An 18418-nucleotide genomic window follows, 5' to 3' on the forward strand; every position below is an offset into this window, starting at 1 on the left:
AGGCCAGGATTATCGATAGGCGTCAGAATCTGTGCATAGGAGAGTCTTTTTCCTGTTGCCGTGTAGTAATCCAGCGCGAGTTATTGATTAGAGCCAAGACAGATCATTTTGGTCCTTCAATCCTGATCAGATGTAGCCCCTTGGCCTTGGCCCTGGGGCTCAATTTATCCTCCTGATGTTGCTGCAGGTAGAGGGAAATGTCATCAAGTACGATGCGGCCCCTGACCAGTTCAAGCAGGGCACCCATGATATAGCGAATCATATACTTAAGAAAGCCATCACCAATAATCTTCAGATAGAACATGTCGTTAGCCAGTGGTGAAAAATTGGCCCTATGGATATCACAGTAAAAGATCTCTCTAAAGCTTGTGCCACTGCCCCGGCTACTAAAGTTATAAAAATCATGCCGACCAACAAATAACCGACAGGCGGATCGCAGGAGGGCCAGATCGTCTGGGCCAATGCTATCGATGGGCAGATGCAGGGCAATATCGGAGGTGGCCACATTATCAACCGGTGAAGCGATGAAGTAATAGTGGTACTCCTTGCTGACACTACCTCTACTGGCCTGGTACTCTTTTGTTGATGGGACACATTCCAGAATGCGAATATCAGTGGGAAGTAAAGAATTAAGCCCCAAGAGAAGATGCTCCGGACTAATCTTCTGTGAGATAGTGATCTTTGCTATCTGGCCTCGGGCATGGACACCGCCATCGGTACGGCTGGCGCCTGAGACGGTACAGGGTTGATAGTTCGTTATTTTTTTCAGGGCATTGAGAATCGTGCCCTCCACCGTTGGTTTTTCTTCATGCAGGGTATCTATGGACTGGGCCTGCCAGCCAAAGTAGTGGGTACCCTTATAGGCAATCTTAACCCGAAAGTAGTTCATATATTCCTAAGGACCTTGTAAGGGGTGTTGAAAAAGTGATCTTACCCCATTTTTTACCGGTTTTATCAAAGATCGGAGTTTCCAGGCGAATCATCGGCTTAAAAGGCTCTTCAAGCTTAGCCTGCTTGATATTGAGATCAAAAGATGAGATATAGATCTCCCTATTACCCAACTTAAAACAATCCTTAAAACAATATCACTGCTTTTGAAACTGCAGTTCTTCAGCTGTGGCTCTTACCGGTAAACCCTGGTTTTCATTTACCCGGACTTTTTCCATGCCGCTAATATCGGAAAATCGTATCTGCTCGTATATACGCTTCTGTTTTGAGGTTGAAATATATTCTATAGCTATTTTGCCAAGCAGTACGTCATAACCGATTAACAAGTATTCACTCAACTCATCCTGCCGACTTAAAAAAAACTGGCATATATTGTGAAACATATAGTATAACTGTATATTTTTTCTGCTAGTGACAGAATATCATGATGAGGTAACGAGCACTATGAATATATATTTTTACTCAGGGAGTAAGGATCGATGCAAGACAAACTGCTCTTACCAAACATGCGCCAATAGACACTTATATGCCCTGCAACACTCGCCACCTTCAGCAATCCAACTTCTTACAGAGGGATCTCTTCTTCAGCCAACTCCCCCCCCTCAGGAACGGAGATCTCATTATACTTCACCTGAAAAGCAATCATGACCTCGAACAACTCATTGCCAATAAAAGCGTGTTCGACCAATGTCGCCTCATCCTCATTATTAGAAAAGAGGTCTTTGAATCTTCGAGAAGTTACCATTATCTCAACCGCTGAACAAAACCCAATAGATTTATGAAATGTCGTATGCAAACTCATCGACCTTTAAACTTCGTAGAATCAAAATAGCCAAGCAACAGATGTTTCCTTAACCCAACCTTCGGCCAGGGAAAAACCATGACCAAAGAACAACTCTTCGCCTCATTTGTACTTGATCACGAACAGGGACTAGAAATAGCTCTGCGAGCTGAATATGTCACCGAAGCCACTCCCATTCAAGGAACAATACAAAAACTTCCTGGATCCATACCTTTTCTAGAAGGAGTAATGCATCTTCGCAATGAAGTCATTCCCGTGCTTAACCTCAAGAAACGACTTGGTCTGAGTAATTCGCAGTACAGTAATACCGCCAAAGTTGCTGTGGTAACCCTGCGGGAACACCGTTTTGGCCTGCTCTTTGAAGATATCAAGGAAGTGTTCGGCGTTAGGCCAGAGGCAATCAACCCTATCAGCAAGGTACTGCAAACTGAAGATCAAATCATCTCAGCACTGATAAACGTAGAACCCGGCAAAAGAGCTATTGAGCTCCTCGACCTCAACCATCTCTTTAAAGGTGACATCGAAGAAAATACTGGTGCTGCACGTGGAGAAAACGGAGCACAACAAGCAAAACCCATATCATACTCGCGCTTTGTAGCCTTTGAATGTGCAGGCCAGGAATATGGCGTTCCGGTTGATCTTGCGCGAGAAATCACTTTTTGCGCCAAGATCGATGAACTCTTTAAAACCGGAATGACCGCAGGTGTCATAGAGCTCCGCGGCAGGACTATTCCCATCTTAAACACCCTGGCGTTACTTACAGATGACAATGATGCACAATATGAAATCACCGAGCATACTAGAGTGTTGGTCTTGGCCTGCGAAGATTGCACGGTAGGGTTCATTGTCGATGAAATCAAAGAAATTCTCTCTATTCCAGACGAGGACATCCTACCATTCACAGCAGGTGAAAATAGCAATATAACCGGCTTATATCCACGCGTTGGCAATAACAATACTATCTTGCTCAATATGCAAAATCTTGTTTGCGATCAAATTGATAACATCAAAGCAATGGCTAGAATTGGTGAGCACGACAAAAAAGCTGCCGAGGAAAAACAATCAACAACTAACACAACATCACACCACCTTATTACCGAAAACGGCTATTTGGTTTTTTCCATAGGAAAGAATTTTGCGCTAGAGATCAAAGATGTGAAAGAAATTATCGAAAATAACACCATGATGAAAATCCCCAAAGCAATGGGACACATGAGGGGAATGATCAACCTTCGTGGGGAGGTTGTTCCGGTAGTGGACCTTCGAAGGTTCTACAACTATGAGCCGAGAAGAGATGACGCAATGGGAAAGCTTATTATTTGCAATGGCCATGGGCAAACAGTAGCTCTAGAAGTAGACCAAATTGTTACCATATATAAGAAGGAACAGTTCCACACAACACCTTCTCTTGGCAATCAACTGAGAGACAAAAAAGATACACTTGATCGCCTTATTGAATACCTTAACCCTGATGGCATCAATGAACATGTCCTTGTGGTAAACACACACAACCTTATTCGCAACCATTTACAAATGAACAGTGAACAAACAGCTGACACAGAAAATTTGGCTACAAAGAATAACACTAACTCAATAAATGAGGGGTAAGAACATGGAAATGAAGAAAGGAACAACAACCGACGAGATGGGCTCTTCCTGCCTAAACCTCATGATGCACCCAAGTTTTATTGTTAACGATGGTCGTATGATCACTTGGGCAAACGAGGCGTTTCTCAAAACATTCGACTTAAAATCCGCTGACGTGATCAATAAAATGAGTTGCGAAGAAGCCTGTACGACACATCTCTGCGGCACAAAAGATTGCCCTGTCAATAAATCTGCTCGTATAAACAAACCTGTTAAAGCAGATATAATACACAACAAAAATAATAAAATTAGTCACTTCACATCTCAAGCACGTCCCGTAAACGGTAAAGATGGTGGGACATTTGTCTCAATGACAGATATCTCTGAGCTCAAACAGGCAAAAGCTGATCTCTATCAAATGCAAACAGATCTCAATGTCATTCCAACTCCTATTATGGAAATTGATAAGAGTTATAACGTTACCTTTATGAACCCCGCTGGAGCGGGAGTTGTAGGCTCAACACCAAACGAAGTAATCGGGAAAAAATGTTACGATCTTTTCAAAACGCCTCATTGTAAGACCAACAAATGTGCCTGCTCTCGTGCCATGCAAACAGATTCTGTAATCACCGATCACACCATCGCGCGCCCTGCTGACGGTGTCATCATCCCTATTAAGTACACCGGCGCACCGATCAAAGACGCTAAAGGAAATATAAAAGGTGCCCTGGAATATATTCTCGATATGACCGAGGAGACAAAGCAAAAGCACGCCGCCAATGAAAAAATTGAAAACCTCAATACTATCCCAACACCAATCATGGCGATCGACACCGACTACACCGTAACCTTTATGAATCCTGCTAGTGCTGCAGTGGTCGGCTCAACACCTGACGAAGTCATTGGCAAAAAATGCTACGACCTCTTTAAGACGCCACATTGTCGAACTGATAAGTGTGCCTGCCTTAGGGCAATGAAAACCGATTCTGTTATCACGGACCATACCATAGCCCGGCCCCAAGATGGGGTGATCATCCCTATTAAATACACTGGTGCTCCCATCAAGGATGCCAAGGGAAATATCAAGGGTGCTCTGGAATACATTCTTGATATGACAGAGGAAAAAAAGCAAACGCAGGCGGCAAACGAAAAAATTGAAAATCTCAATACTATCCCAACACCGATCATGTCAATAGACACTGAGTATGGTGTTACTTTTATGAATCCTGCGGCCGCCGCAGTGGTCGGCTCAACACCTGACGAAGTCATTGGCAAAAAATGCTACGACCTCTTTAAGACGCCACATTGTCGAACTGATAAATGTGCCTGCCTAAGAGCGATGAAAACCGATTCTATCATCACAGACAATACCATAGCCCGGCCCCAAGATGGTATTATCATCCCTATTAAATACACTGGTGCTCCCATCAAGGATGCCAAGGGAAATATCAAGGGTGCTCTGGAATACATTCTTGACGTGACTGAAGAGAACAAACAAAAACAAGCCGCCGATGAGAAAATTGAGAATCTCAACACGATACCAACGCCAATACTCTCCATTGACACTGATTATAATATTACCTTTATGAATCCAGCGGGAGCCGCAGTGGTTGGTTCCACACCAGACGAAGTTGTTGGTAAGAAATGCTATGACCTGTTTAAAACAGGCCATTGCAGAACTGACAAATGTGCCTGCCTAAGAGCGATGAAAACCGATTCTATCATCACAGACAATACCATAGCCCGGCCCCAAGATGGTATTATCATCCCTATTAAATACACTGGTGCTCCCATCAAGGATGCCAAGGGAAATATCAAGGGTGCTCTGGAATACATTCTTGACGTGACTGAAGAGAACAAACAAAAACAAGCCGCCGATGAGAAAATTGAGAATCTCAACACGATACCAACGCCAATACTCTCCATTGACACTGATTATAATATTACCTTTATGAATCCAGCGGGAGCCGCAGTGGTTGGTTCCACACCAGACGAAGTTGTTGGTAAGAAATGCTATGACCTGTTTAAAACAGGCCATTGCAGAACTGACAAATGTGCCTGTACCCAGGCGATGAAAACAGACTCTGTAGTGGACGATCGCACCACAGCCTCTCCAAATGGGCAAGAAATGTCGATCAAATACACTGGTTCTCCCATTAAAGATGCAAAGGGAAATATCAAGGGTGCTCTGGAATACATAACTGATGTCACCGCCGAGAAAAAAGTAGAACAATTAATTGCCAATGCGGTAACGGAAGTAGATTCGTTGGTCAGTTCATCAAAACAGCATATGGATGAGGCCAACACCCATGTTGATGAGATGACAGTAATTATCGATGATGCTGTTCAACAACTTGATGAATCAATGACCACAGTCCACACAATGCTTGAGAGTTCCAAAGAGATGCTCCAACTGTCCTCCGAATCAAACACCCTTGCGGCTGATCTTGCAAAGGAAGCTGAAACTGGCAAGATTGCAGGGCGGGATGCAGGGCAAAAACTTGCCGACATCAACGCTACCATGGAGAAAAACAACGAAATGGTAGGTGGACTCGTCAATGAACTTGAGAAAATTTCAAGTTTTGTAGATATTATCAAAGAGATTGCCTCTCAAACAAATCTTCTCGCCTTCAATGCGGCCATTGAAGCTGCCCGCGCAGGTGATGCAGGACGTGGCTTTGCTGTTGTCGCCGACGAAGTACGAAAACTTGCAGAGAACAGCTCTAAATCAGCTATTGATATCTCAACTATTGTCAAGAAGGTGGAAAAAGATTCCCACCAAACCATCAACGCGATGCAAGAGGGGATGAAGATGTTAGGAGATGGTGGCCGTGTAATCAACACTGCATTAGAATCCATGGAAAATATATCTAAAGGTATTGTCACTATCTCCGCCTCAGTTGACAAGGTAAGCAACAAAGCAGAAAGTCTCAGCGATAACGGCAGTGCAGTTATGGCAAAAATTGAGACAGTGGCTACCTCGTCTAAAAAGAACCAAGAATCCACAGTAATCGTAAACGAGTCTCTTTCTGGCACCATGGCTGCTCTCACCCAGCTCACCGCTTCCAGTCAAGAACTCCAAAAAGCTGTAAACAACCTTTAATCTTAGAATGATCCCAGGGGAGACCAAATCGCCTGGGATCATCTTTGGAACGCTATGACTATTTTTGGAGATGTTATATATACACCGAGGTTATGTCTTCGAAAGATTACCGAAGATGACATCAAACTCCTAGCCTCTTGGAGTAAGAGCACAACTGCACATGGCCCTTACCTCTCAGTTGAAAACCTCACAGAAGAGAGCTTGAGGAATAAGTTCGAAAACGGAGGACTCTGGTCGGAGACTAACAGAACTTTTTTGGTGGAACTTCGTGAAGGTACGCCCTTAGGAATTATCCACTACTGGGTCCGTCCCGAGAGTAAAGAAAGCGCCGTCATCAAAATCAAACTCTCAGACCCCAAACAAAGAGGCATGGGATATGGCACAGAAGCTCAAAAATATTTAATCAGCAACCTGTTTCAACGAATGAAAATGAGCGAAGTGCGAATGTACACAGACATCAACAATAAAGCGCAACAACGATGCCTCAACAAGCTTGGGTTTGAACTATCAGAGTCTCTCACCTACGATGACCAACAGGTTACTCGACTTGGACATCTCTACAAACTACACTCTGCACAGTTTCAACTTTGTCACATATATCAATACCATTATGAATAAACTAGGCATCATCCTTGATGATCGCTATTTTGATCATCAAATAGAAGCAGCATCACACGAGAGCCCAAATCGTCTGCGTGAACTGTTCCCTGCTGTGCGTAAAAGATATAACGGTGATCTTCGCATAATCACGCCACACGAAGCTAATACTGAGACAATTGAAAAAGTGCATTCGAATTTTTACCTCAGCCAAATCAGAGAGCATGCCCTAAAAAGCAATCCCTTTTCTTATGATCAAGATACCTACCTGATGCAACAGTCCCTTGCAACAGCCCAACTTGCAGCAGGAGGATGCCTGGAAATCGCTGACCAGATAATGAACGGTGAAATAGACCATGGATTTGCTCTGATTCGCCCACCAGGACACCATGCAGAACCTGGACGCGGTATGGGGTTTTGTATTTTGAATAATATTGCTATCACCGCAAAATATTTACAAACTCATTACAACCTGAGCAGAATACTTATTATCGATTTTGATGTACACCACGGTAACGGCACCCAAGAAGTATTCTACGATACCAACCAGGTACTTTTTGTTTCAATCCACCAAAAGAACCTCTTTCCCTTTAGTGGTGCGCCAGAAGAAATTGGCAACGAGCAAGGGCGCGGTTACAATATCAATATTCCTGTTCATAGCCAATTTGGTGATGCAGAATACACCTACCTACTCGGCAAGACCTTACAAGGATTAGCAGTACAGTTCATGCCCCAAATTATCCTTGTTTCGGCAGGTTATGATGGCCATGTCGAGGAATCAATAAGTGCCACAACCCTCAGTACCCAATGGTATCATACCGCCACAACCATGCTCAAACAGGCGGCAAAAGATATCTGTGATAGCCGACTTCTTTTTGTTTTAGAGGGAGGCTACAACCCAATATCACTAGAAAAATCTGTCCTAAAAACAATTGATAGCATGCTCGAACCCGAGACAAAACGGGTCGGAGTGTTGCACTCTGCACGGGCCGCACAATTACTAATCAACCATCCTCTTCACGATTTTTGGACGCTATAAAGGACTGGGACAATGACAAAAAACATATCTCTTGATGCAAGCAAATTGAACTCTATCTTTCACGAGTGCAACCAATGCGGCACCTGCTGTAAACAATATAGAAAAATCACCCTACACCATGATGAGGTTGAACAGATAAAAAAGCTTGGCGGTTATGTGGGTGTTGATATCAGCATAAAAGAGATTCGCGAAAAAGGACTCCAGCAGGCAAGGGAAGATGCTGAAAAAAGAGGGAAAGTATTTATGATCCATCCCGATGATAAGGGATGCATATTTCTCGAAAAACGAAATGACAAATATGTCTGCAAGATTTATCACTACCGTCCAAGAACATGTAGAGGCTTTAAGTGTAATATGGCAGATGATAGTTTTCTTTCTCTCTTTGGTCGTAACGCTATCCACCTTCTCGGGCAGACAACATATGGCCTCCCCTTAAAAGAGGATGTGTCATAGAAAAAATACCATCCCCTCTTCCCGCAAGAGAGCGCTAGCTATTGCATAAAAGTATTCGAGACCAACTCCCCCCAAACCATCTGCCTAACTGAGCACGACTTAATTTTTTCATCCCAAAGATAATTCTTCCGGGCCAACATCAGACATTGTCCTATCACATTGACAAGAGGTTCCTATACCTATGTTTCAAGAAAGTTTGCGGCAAGGATACTCCCAAAAATAGTGTTGAAAAGTATCCGAATTTGGCCAAGAAACAATCAGTTCCTATCCGCATTACGGACCATCTTTTTATCCTCAAACGATTTTTCGATACTTTCAATCTGCTTGTGTGTGGTTAACCTTTTGAGCTTTTGTCGTCAAATAAGTTCTGGGTAGTTTTCAGATTGATTTTTCAAACAATTGTACGATAAAATGTCTATTTCTTAACTCACTATATTGTCATATTTACCCAACCATAGCAAAGAGTACGTAGCTTTTTCCTGGTTCCAGCCATTTCGATAAGTAGGCTTGCAATCATCGCAAAAGTGCTTCTGGCTGTTAATACTTGTTGACGCAAACAGGTGTATTATCCAATGCCTTCACGGTTTTTCAGTAAGTTAAATGACCTTTCTATATTTTTGCGCCTATCTATGGCTTTTTGGGCCAAGTTACTGTTGATAGGTACCGCTGAACGTACCCTTCTTCAGTTAGCCCCAAACGAATCATTGGAATTTCGCACAGATCATCGCACATTACGGACAGTGTTTCTGGCTCTACATCGTCCGACAGAACTGTTGATTTAGAAACAGGAGTAATCAAGTGCACTCCTGTTTCTGCCAAGATTGATCCATCTTTATCGTTATAGGCTTGGTTGCCTATTATAAGTTTCATCTCAATGACCACTGCCTGGGCACATTCAATAAGAGGTCTAAGGAACAGGCTATCATGATGATTAGCTAGGGCAAGTAATGAAATAAGAGGAAAACTATGACCTGTTGTGGGTTTATGACTGTCAAGGTATGAGGCCGATGCAGGGATAAGTCTATCCCAACATCGGCCTCTGCAACCGCACTTTATCTGTTGGCAGGCCAGGAGGCCAGAGGCAGATTCTCGGACAGAGCTGCGGCTTCGCCCTTACAGTCAACTGTCAAGGGAAGCGCCTTGGCGCGAAGGGCCTGCACCTCAGCCTTGGCGGCCTCTATCTCAGCCAGAAAGGCCGGATCGGAGTGTAATTTAGCAACCGCCGCAGCCCCCATGACTTGCCCCATCAGCACATCGCTCTGCCAGTGAACATTACAGATTATTCGGCTCTGGCCAAAGGCCCAGCCACGGGCAAGAATGGCATCAGTCTGCTCAGGTGCAACCTCAACAAGAATCAGGGCCCAGGCCCAGCCTATGGCCGTATGACCAGAGGGGAAGGAGCCGGACTTCTTCATGTGCGCCTCCTTCGTCGGAGTACAGGTAGGCTCGCCATTAAGGACAAAGGGCCGGGTTCGTCTGTAGTGATTCTTGGCCTTGGTGGTAGAGAGTATCGCATCGGCAATGGTTCGGCGCAGGAGCATATAGAGATGGGGTGTCTCCGCCTCACTGATGGGAAGGCCCAGGGCACAGGAGAAGGTCTCCGCCGCCTGGGGAAATTTCAACCTGGCATCTCTCTTGGCCAGATTCCACCGGGCTGTGCCCTGCAGGGCGTGGCTCTGCCTGTTCACCTCTCTATCAAGGGCAAAGGCGGTTGACCCTTCAGCGGGAGGGGGAGGAATAAGGGTTAAACTATTTGGCAGCATATCAACCGGCAGGTAGCCCTGCAAAAAACCGGGGCGGATCTCCGGCACCGCTTGCAGAGCATTCTGTTCTTTCACTCCTGCACATCCTGCCAGCAGGGCCACACAGACTAAGACAAGACCAATTTTTATTTTCCCCATCATCTCTTTTCCTTATCGCCCTGTGGGCAGAACTCTGTTTATGGATAAAAACCACTACTTTGATCTTTAACATATCAAGTTGCAAGTTGTCAGCTATCAATGCCAGCTGGCAGTTATTAGCTATCAGCTGACTGCAACTGCAACTGCAACTGCAACAACGGTTAACCACTACTTAGAGAACACAGAGATTTTTTAGGTAAACTACAGGTGTTGGGCCCCTGATGTTTGAAGGGCTGGCCTATGATGCCGTGCCCGATATCCAAGGGCAACGTCATCTGTAGAGCGGCCACCTGGTGAAGATCTTTTCTAGACAAAGTTACCCTGTGCCTCCTTATTGGCATGTCTGGAATCATCGTCCCCAACTACTGGAAGAGTTGAGTCGCTTATTGCTTGGCTATGGTAGTCGGGGCTTGAATGGTGAGTTGGTCTAAAAACAGCAGCACCTGGCAGTAGCGGATGGTCGAGCATCCTGGAGCTGGCTTGAATGACGACTGAAACAGAAAAGCTCCTTGACTTCTAAACGCCTGTTTTGTAACTGGTATTAGCTTGAGTTTACATAGGCGAATATTTGCGAGCAGGAGTACGATAACTTGGTCCTCTCTTGAATGTGATCGAACGATCATATTCAAGATCCCCTTTAGATATAGAATGAAAGGAGTTGCAAGGTGATTACATTTGATAACTATTCGGATTTGTATGATGCCTGGTTTCAACGCAATCAGGTGATTTTGGAATCCGAGCTGCGTCTGGTGGCTCATGTGTTGGGAAAAAATCCAGGTAGAACTCTGAGTGTAGGCTGCGGTACAGGTCTGTTTGAGCAGCTGTTGCAGTCACAGTATGGCATTTCCATAAGCGAAGGCGTGGAGCCTTGCGAGCCCATGGGGGCCATTGCCCGTAAACGCGGAATGACAGTGGCCGAGGCCGGGGCAGAGCAGATGCCTTTGGAAGACGGCTTGTATGACACGGTGATGTTTAATGGTTCACCAGGCTATATCGCCGATCTGGACGCAGCAGTGCTGGAGGCCCATCGTTTGCTCAAGATGGGGGGCCGGATTTTATTGATCGATGTGCCTGCAGAAAGTTCCTACGGTCTTCTTTATCGTTTAGGTGGCGCCTATGGTGCCTGGGAAGATGAGCGACTACGGGGGGTATTGCCTGTCGAGCCCTATCCTGTTGAGTTGGCCGGTGGCGCAAACTGGCGGCCCACTCAGGATAAAATCGATGCTGCCCTGAAGGCAGGGTTTACTGATTTATCCTATGCGCAGACCCTGACCAGGCATCCTTGTTTTTCCGACACCACTCCAGAAGACCCCACAGCGGGCTATCAGTCCGGTGATTATGTGGCCGTGTCTGCGGTTAAGCCCCTGGCCGCTGGCTGAAAACAGAGGTCTGTTGAAATGAGTGATACTACCTTTTACGGTCGCTGCCTTAAGGCCTGTGGATCGAGCTGGGAGCTGGCTGCGGCTCATCCTTTTGTGGAAGGGCTGGCTCGCGGCCGCCTCAGTGCAGAGCAGATGCAGACCTATTTGATTCAGGATGGCCTCTATCTGCAGAACTATGTACGAGTCTGCCGCCTGTTGGCTAATCGGGCCGCCATCGCTTCTGATCGGCTCCTTTTTGAATATTCTGCCCGTCTGTCGGCAGAGGCAGAGCTGGGGTTGCAGGCAGAGCTTTTTCAGGCCCTGGGGCTGGAATGGAGAAATGCGCCACCAGAGCCTGCCACTGTGGCCTATATCTATCGGGAAAGCGAGGCGATGCTACACTCTTCTGAGCTGGTGGCCCTTGCTGCGGCTACCCCTTGTACCGTGCTGTATGCCGAGGTAGGGCGGCGGTTGGCAGAGCGGCCGGAAGCGGCAGCAGCCAACCATCCCTTTCGTCTCTGGCTGGATCTCTATGCAGATGCCTCGGTGCAGGAGATGGCCCGGCAGTGGATACAGTGCTTGAACAGGTGGGCGGCAACTGCCAAACGGTCTGCAGAAGAACAGGCCTTAGAGGCATTTGCTGTCAGTATGCAGTGCGAGGTGGATTTTTGGGAGCAGGCCTGGGGGGCCTGAGTAGCTATCCCTCAGGGGCAAGAGCCCTAGGGTTTGCCGGTGGAAACCTATGGCGAGGACTGGAAGATGCGCATTGCTCATGCTAAAATTCTCACCATCAATCCCGACGTACTGCTCTAAACCTTGTCGAAGTATCGCTTTCCAGAAACTTGATCGCAACCCTACCTGCTTGCCTCCTCGCGGAGGCTTAGTTTGTCGTAAGTCAACTGCCTGTAGCGATACATTGCCGTTTCAGCCAGTGACCCTCTGGTGGTATCCTGTGCTTTCCTGCCACTCTTTCAACACACCTTTTCGCAGTGCTCTTACAGCGTCATTTCTCGGGTGGCTTCCTCCCACATTCCAGCATTCTTCCGTGGAGGACGACGACCGATCCTTTTCTCTTGGCAATGTCATAGCAAGCTTTCGTGTCCTGCTCCATCACCCAATATCTGCTTAATATGAAGAGGATTTAATAACGGCCCTAAGAATTTGGAATCATGGCCCCACTCCATCGAAATTTTACCACTTAGGCGATCAGTTTCTGTATCGATAGCAGGATGGAGTTTGCGCCAAGTTCTACGTTTACCTGCACCATGCTTTCCTATACTCCATTCTCCTTTTTCGTGCTTACACCCAATCGAAGCGGACAAGGTAATTGACATCTCATACTCTGTAATTGTTCTTTTTATCTCGACGATAATTTTGTCTTCTATCTCGTTGATATTTTTAAGCATAAAACACCTCCTCACCATTAAGAGAGATGGGTAAACGCAATTTGATATCTGCTCGATCTTGCCTGTCTTGTGGGCAGAGAAGGTAGATGCTTTTCATGAGAAAAGTGATATGAAGATTGATCAATCTTGAAAAGCCAACTCGTTTCCATCTCTACCTAAGAGTAAATACTTACTTTTATATTATAGAAATGGCCTATGCAAATTTTAATGGTTGTTAACTCTGTCTTTGCTAAAACTCAGTTAAGTGAAAAGGGGAGGGGTATACAAGATTGTTTTCAGTGACTTGACGTGTTCGGCAAAACCGAACACTTTGTCATGTTTTTCGTAATTTCTTTTTACTGAGGTAGGGGGTATATAAAAATCGTAGCAAAGAAAAATACCACGATTTCGCTAGCCGTATTTGGCATATCATCTCTATGAAGGGTAATATAATGAAAAATATATTCGCTAAAAAAATGAATGCTGTAGTTCAAGTAGCTGTTGGTCTTGCCCTTTTGAGTGTTGTTACCCTTGGGCCAGTTGAGGTAGCGCTACTTCTGGCCTAGGTCAGTTATAGAACAAGCAGGCTTTTAAACACTTTGTTCCACCTAGACGGTGTAAAATTTAAATCTTCGGATAAAGTCTTTTTAACTTTATCGGTGCAAAATTACCAATCAACTTTTGTTTGCTGACTATTTCGATCAATATGCTATACAGTGCCACACTATCTCTCATTTTTTCAATACAGGCAATGCAACCTACGAGACATTGTCACGTTAAAATGCTGAGCTCAATCTCTGCAATGTTTAACCAACTCCCGTGTTTTGGAGTGTGGTGGATTTCAAGCCAATCTGCCAATTTTTTGGTTAAATCAAGTGGAAAAGCTGTATATAATGAAGCATGGGCGTTCAGATTATCCATAACTACTTTTTTAGCGTCTGGATGGTTCTTCAAGCATTTCATGTATAAAATAAGCCCAGTTCGCACGAGTACGGCGCTCAGTATTTTTAACATGTCACATTTCCTGCAAAAGGTCATCGTCAAGCAACTCAGCGTGCCCCTGAAACTGCAGGAAGAAGCTTCTTCACCTCACGGCTCGGCTGAACACTTGACTCATTCATATAAAATAGCGGGAAATCAGCATGGTTTGAACAAGTATAAAGGTCTAAAACATCTTCCAGCGCTACCACAAAAACGGCATTCTTGTCAGGAGGAATTTTCCAGTATTTACTCAAATACGGCTTACGCCTTTAACACCTTACAAACTGTCATTACCGAGACACTTTCTATCATTTTAAGCTCAACCATTTTCCCGCCAATAGCTGCACAGTCCAACGCCCCCTACCCTCTGGGACTTCCGAACATGCAAATGCCAAAAGATGAGTTTCAAATTCTCCGCCAAATTTAATTTCCTTAGGTGGGGTTAGTCGTTTCTTACACTCATTAGTAACCGAAATTCCCTATTCAACAAACCGTTTTTTCAGATATTCCAGACTACGAGTTATTGTCCCAAGTGCCTATCCAACATTTAGCACTCAAGCAACAGTAGTACTCTTACATACAAGAGAGTTCGGGCAACTCTTCTCTCCCACATCGAAATAAATTCCAGATCTTTACGTTCTTTCCTGGTCAGCCTTACTCGACAAGGTAGTGCCACGTAAACATTACCTTTATTCTTAAAGCTCCTCCCTCTTTTCTAAGAAACATCATTCTAAATATAACAATAATTGCATAGAGTCTTAGCCCCAAAATAGTATTTGCAGGAGGAAATTATACGCTAAGACACCTTGGTCGCTACAGGCCGTTACAAGACATTACAAAAGGTTAAGCATAGACACCAATAATGCAAAAGCAACTCAGCAAACAATAGAAAAAAGAAATACTCCATAAATAACCAATGCAAGGGCAAAAAAAACCAGTGAAAAACAGCCTAGCCCTTTAAGCCAGCCTCAACATGTTGCCGGCAAAAAAGATGAACAAGTCACATTCGCATTATGGCTTTGGCCAAAAAAGCGCAGAAAGAAAAACAACCAAAAAAAAACACTACTCATACTCCGCTAGCCTTCCCTTCAAAAATAAGCTCGATAAGCTTAATTAACTGAAAATACCAATCATCCCGTACAGCGCCAAGCGCCAGAAAATAAAGCTGACCCTTGCCCAGCATGAAGTCAAATAAGGCTAGGAATAGCTTGGTAATTTGCAGTTTTCAAATTGAAATGATTACAGCTGACAACGATTTAAAGTCAACTTTGACTCGTACAGCTCAGGTCAGCAGAAACAAAAAAACTGATAATCACCCAAAAACAGCTCGTTAGAAATTTAAGTCGTTTTTGGCATAAATTTCGCTTCGTATATTCCACCACATAGGGTTTTGACTAAAATAGTTGGGTGCTGAGGAAATATGTAATCTGAGTAGCTAACTAGCAAAATATAAAGGGAATAAAAGGGAAAATTTATGGCTAAGAAAGAAAGAGTAGTTCTGGAAAAATCAATTAAACCTGCTGGTGTTTTAGCGCTGGCTATTGGCTCGATTATCGGCTGGGGTTGTTTTATTTTACCTGGCAGCATGATGGATAAAGCTGGCCCAGTAGGAGCCATCATAGGACTTATACTTGGAGCAGTAATCATGCTCGTTATAGCAAAAAGCTATGGCTATATGATTCAAAAAGTTCCTGTTTCTGGTGGAGAATTTGCTTACGCCTATAACGGTTTTGGTCGCAACCACGCCTATGTTTGTGGCTGGTTTCTTACTCTGGGCTATCTCAGTATTGTTCCCCTCAATGCAACGGCACTATCTCTTCTGGCAAAGTTTACAGCACCAGAACTCCTTACCTGGGGTTATCTCTATACGATTGCAGGCTCAAAAATTTACTTTGGAGAGGTTGCTCTTGCTTCATCTGCAATGCTCATTTTTGGTTTCCTAAATTATCGTGGCTCTAAAGGTGTTGCTGGCGTTCAGGTTTACATGGTTGCTCTCTTGGTTGCCGCTGCAATTCTTATTGCAGGCGGTGCAATATCATCTGAATCAGCATCGTTTAGCAACCTTGTTCCATATTTCAACCCTGATGTGCCAACCATTGCTGGCATTGTAAGTATTGTTGCCATTGCCCCGTGGTTGTTTGTTGGTTTTGACACTATTCCTCAGGCGGCAGAAGAATACGACTTCCCACCTGCAAAAGCGAACAAACTCATCATACTCTCTATTCTTGTTGGTGTCGGAATATACCTGTTAGTTCTGGTAGCAACAGGTGTCGTTTTTCCTTGGCAAGAGTTATCTGCGGGCAACCATGTATGGCCTACAGGATTTGCGATGGAAGCTGCGGTAGGTAAGGCAGGTCTTTGGTTTCTCGTAATTGCAATTTCAATGGGAATTTGTACTGGTATTAACGGCTTTTACATGGCTACGAGCCGTCTGCTCTTTTCCATGGGACGCGCACAGGTGTTACCTGAATGGTTTACTGGCGTGGATAAGAAGAGTGGTGTACCTAAAAACGCTGTAATTTTCACAGCAGCAGTTGCTCTTATCGCACCATGGTTTGGTCGTAACGTTATTGTCTGGGTTGTTGAAATGGCTGCCCTCGGTACAGCTTTTGGCTACATGTACACCTGTTTTGGAGCATATAGAGAGGCCAAGAAAGCTGATGGCAGAAATGTTGAAATCCCAATAAAAAGTGGAACTGCTCTTGCTGGTGGCCTTCTCTCTTTTGGCATCCTTCTTCTTCTCTGTGTTCCAGGTAGCCCAGGTTTTATGGCCCATGAATCTTGGTATGCTCTCGGAGTGTGGGTTGCTCTAGGCGCTGTATTCTACGCTATGCAGGCTAAGCGCTATAACGCCCTAAGCCATGCAGAACTTGACTACTTAATTCTTGACAAAAAAGACTCTTCCGACAAATCTGTGGGTGAATGTGACGAAAATATCATGGTTCAGCCTATAATTAATACTGGATCTACAATAAGTGCAATAGACTAAAGTCTGAAAAGTTGGTGAGTTGGAGCTGTTTTCCGCCAACTCACCCAAGCCTCATGGCACTTATCTGGTTTGCGTAAAGCAGGTTTGCCAATCCACGAAATGGAAGGGAGCTCACTCCGCTGGAAGTCTTTACTGGTCAGACTCTTACACTTATTGCTTAACCTGACATCAATCTGAGTAAGTCCCTATTAAAATTGACTTCTTGTCGCACCCGGAACATGTTACGGATTGAGCATGTCGCTCAAAGTGTAACTTAAGTCAGTCTCTAGTACACAGTAATTTTTAAGCATTCACTTCCACCCCAGTTCCTGCCATAATCTACTTTCTCGCATGAATCATGGAGCCTTTTATTCTTTCAACAGGAGGCTTTGGATGACAGGGAAGAGATGGCCCATCCTCCCTCATATCATGGAATCGGCTTTGGGTGCCCCCCCTCCCTTTGACACGGAGCTGCACACCGGAGAGGCCCCACGACGATAGCGCTTGAACTGTTTGAGCGTAGTGGAGTTCTCAAATTCTCGTGAGGTTTGCGGCGCACAGAGGGCCGTAGTGGCGGAGCTTTTTTTTCATCATTTTCTTTTGAGAGGATCAGGTTGTTTCTTTCCACTTGTATGAAAAATTACTATGGCGAAAATTGCACCAAAGGTGTCTGCAACAATATCTTTTTGGGCATCCCATATATCTCCTTGGGACCCCAGAACCTCAATCCCAGCCTCTGGGTCTCCCAAAATTGCAAACTGCCACTCCATAACTTCATAGATTCCGGCAAGAGACATGATGGCAAATAATGCAAACAGGTAGGTAACAACTTTTGAATTTGTCAGTTTTTTAGACGTCAATAATTCTGCTATGGGAAATGCGTAAAAACCTACGGTAAAATGGGCAATTCTATCGTAATGATTTCTCTCAAAGCCGAAAAAATCAGTGAACCAGTCAAAAGGGACTGCCGCAAAGGTATAATACCCGCCAATGGTGTGCATAAAGATCAAAAAAGAGATCAAAAAATAACTCAGGTTTGAAAATCTAAAATACCTGTATGTACCTACAAAAAGTATCACTATAAGTACAATTGGTAGATTTTCAGCAAACCATACCTCTCTTCCACTGAGAGGATTAATTCCTAAAATGATAAACAGTATTAAATAAGCAATAATGAGGAGATGGGGAAATTTGTTGCGCAAGAATAGCATAATATGATGCCCTGTTTTAAATAATTAATATGATGAAAAAACATAATCTCTACCCCTTCTCAACCCACTCCACCCAAGAATA

The 18418-nt window shown here is 44.5% G+C and carries 17 protein-coding genes; 9 read left to right on the plus strand and 8 right to left on the minus strand.

Features of this window, described 5'->3' with window-relative positions; genetic code table 11:
* Positions 1–103: 103 nt before the first annotated feature.
* The 3 genes from truA to DP_RS11965 form a co-directional block, all read right to left on the minus strand.
* Complete coding sequence (truA, locus tag DP_RS11950) at positions 104–889, minus strand: tRNA pseudouridine(38-40) synthase TruA (protein ID WP_011189597.1); 786 nt, start codon at positions 887–889, stop codon at positions 104–106.
* Between the two features lie 196 nt (positions 890–1085).
* Entirely contained in the window at positions 1086–1286 is a 201-nt protein-coding gene (locus DP_RS11960; protein ID WP_156792286.1) for a hypothetical protein, read from the minus strand.
* 227 nt (positions 1287–1513) lie between these two features.
* On the minus strand, positions 1514–1693 hold the full coding sequence (locus DP_RS11965; RefSeq protein WP_156792287.1) for a hypothetical protein: 180 nt from the start codon (positions 1691–1693) through the stop codon (positions 1514–1516).
* Between the two features lie 135 nt (positions 1694–1828).
* Here DP_RS11965 and DP_RS11970 point away from each other — a divergent pair, with 135 nt between their 5' ends.
* From DP_RS11970 to DP_RS11990, 5 genes are read left to right on the plus strand one after another with little or no spacing between them, the layout of a single operon-like run.
* Positions 1829–3358, plus strand: a complete 1530-nt coding sequence (locus tag DP_RS11970; protein WP_011189600.1) for a chemotaxis protein CheW — start codon at positions 1829–1831, stop codon at positions 3356–3358.
* 4 nt (positions 3359–3362) lie between these two features.
* Complete coding sequence (locus DP_RS11975) at positions 3363–6440, plus strand: PAS domain-containing protein (protein ID WP_228130143.1); 3078 nt, start codon at positions 3363–3365, stop codon at positions 6438–6440.
* Positions 6441–6494: 54 nt separating this feature from the next.
* Positions 6495–7058 carry a GNAT family N-acetyltransferase gene (locus DP_RS11980; protein ID WP_011189602.1) on the plus strand — a complete coding sequence of 188 codons (564 nt, stop codon included), beginning with the start codon at positions 6495–6497 and terminating at the stop codon, positions 7056–7058.
* Positions 7051–8076, plus strand: coding sequence for a histone deacetylase family protein (locus DP_RS11985; RefSeq protein ID WP_011189603.1), 1026 nt, complete (start codon positions 7051–7053; stop codon positions 8074–8076). Before DP_RS11980 ends, DP_RS11985 begins: the two co-directional genes overlap by 8 nt.
* A gap of 12 nt (positions 8077–8088) precedes the next feature.
* Positions 8089–8529, plus strand: a complete 441-nt coding sequence (locus DP_RS11990; protein ID WP_011189604.1) for a YkgJ family cysteine cluster protein — start codon at positions 8089–8091, stop codon at positions 8527–8529.
* Between the two features lie 627 nt (positions 8530–9156).
* On the opposite strand, the gene DP_RS18010 is transcribed toward DP_RS11990, so the two are convergent.
* Together DP_RS18010 and DP_RS11995 are read right to left on the minus strand one after the other, a co-directional pair.
* A complete protein-coding gene (locus tag DP_RS18010; RefSeq protein WP_156792288.1) occupies positions 9157–9399 on the minus strand; it encodes a hypothetical protein in 243 nt (80 codons plus the stop codon).
* A gap of 182 nt (positions 9400–9581) precedes the next feature.
* The gene (locus tag DP_RS11995) at positions 9582–10433 is read right to left on the minus strand and encodes an acid phosphatase (RefSeq protein WP_011189606.1); all 852 of its coding nucleotides are present in this window, start codon (positions 10431–10433) and stop codon (positions 9582–9584) included.
* A gap of 662 nt (positions 10434–11095) precedes the next feature.
* On the opposite strand from DP_RS11995, the gene DP_RS12005 reads away from it, so the two are divergent.
* Positions 11096–11809 (plus strand): class I SAM-dependent methyltransferase, encoded by a 714-nt coding sequence (locus DP_RS12005; protein ID WP_011189607.1) that lies wholly within the window; start codon positions 11096–11098, stop codon positions 11807–11809.
* 18 nt (positions 11810–11827) lie between these two features.
* Positions 11828–12484, plus strand: a complete 657-nt coding sequence (locus tag DP_RS12010; protein ID WP_011189608.1) for a TenA family protein — start codon at positions 11828–11830, stop codon at positions 12482–12484.
* A 389-nt stretch (positions 12485–12873) separates the two neighbouring features.
* Here DP_RS12010 and DP_RS17025 read toward each other — a convergent pair whose 3' ends face one another.
* Both DP_RS17025 and DP_RS17030 read right to left on the minus strand, forming a co-directional pair.
* Complete coding sequence (locus DP_RS17025; RefSeq protein ID WP_011189609.1) at positions 12874–13197, minus strand: hypothetical protein; 324 nt, start codon at positions 13195–13197, stop codon at positions 12874–12876.
* A 750-nt stretch (positions 13198–13947) separates the two neighbouring features.
* Complete coding sequence (locus DP_RS17030) at positions 13948–14190, minus strand: transposase (RefSeq protein WP_049785097.1); 243 nt, start codon at positions 14188–14190, stop codon at positions 13948–13950.
* Here DP_RS17030 and DP_RS12025 point away from each other — a divergent pair.
* Positions 14189–14584, plus strand: a complete 396-nt coding sequence (locus DP_RS12025) for a hypothetical protein (protein WP_049785098.1) — start codon at positions 14189–14191, stop codon at positions 14582–14584. The genes DP_RS17030 and DP_RS12025 overlap by 2 nt on opposite strands.
* A gap of 1047 nt (positions 14585–15631) precedes the next feature.
* Complete coding sequence (locus DP_RS12030) at positions 15632–17146, plus strand: APC family permease (protein WP_011189611.1); 1515 nt, start codon at positions 15632–15634, stop codon at positions 17144–17146.
* Between the two features lie 569 nt (positions 17147–17715).
* Here DP_RS12030 and DP_RS12035 read toward each other — a convergent pair.
* Entirely contained in the window at positions 17716–18336 is a 621-nt protein-coding gene (locus tag DP_RS12035) for a DUF2238 domain-containing protein (RefSeq protein WP_011189612.1), read from the minus strand.
* Between the last annotated feature and the right edge of the window lie 82 nt (positions 18337–18418).

Source organism: Desulfotalea psychrophila LSv54, assembly GCF_000025945.1.
GTDB classification, from domain to species: Bacteria; Desulfobacterota; Desulfobulbia; order Desulfobulbales; family Desulfocapsaceae; genus Desulfotalea; species Desulfotalea psychrophila.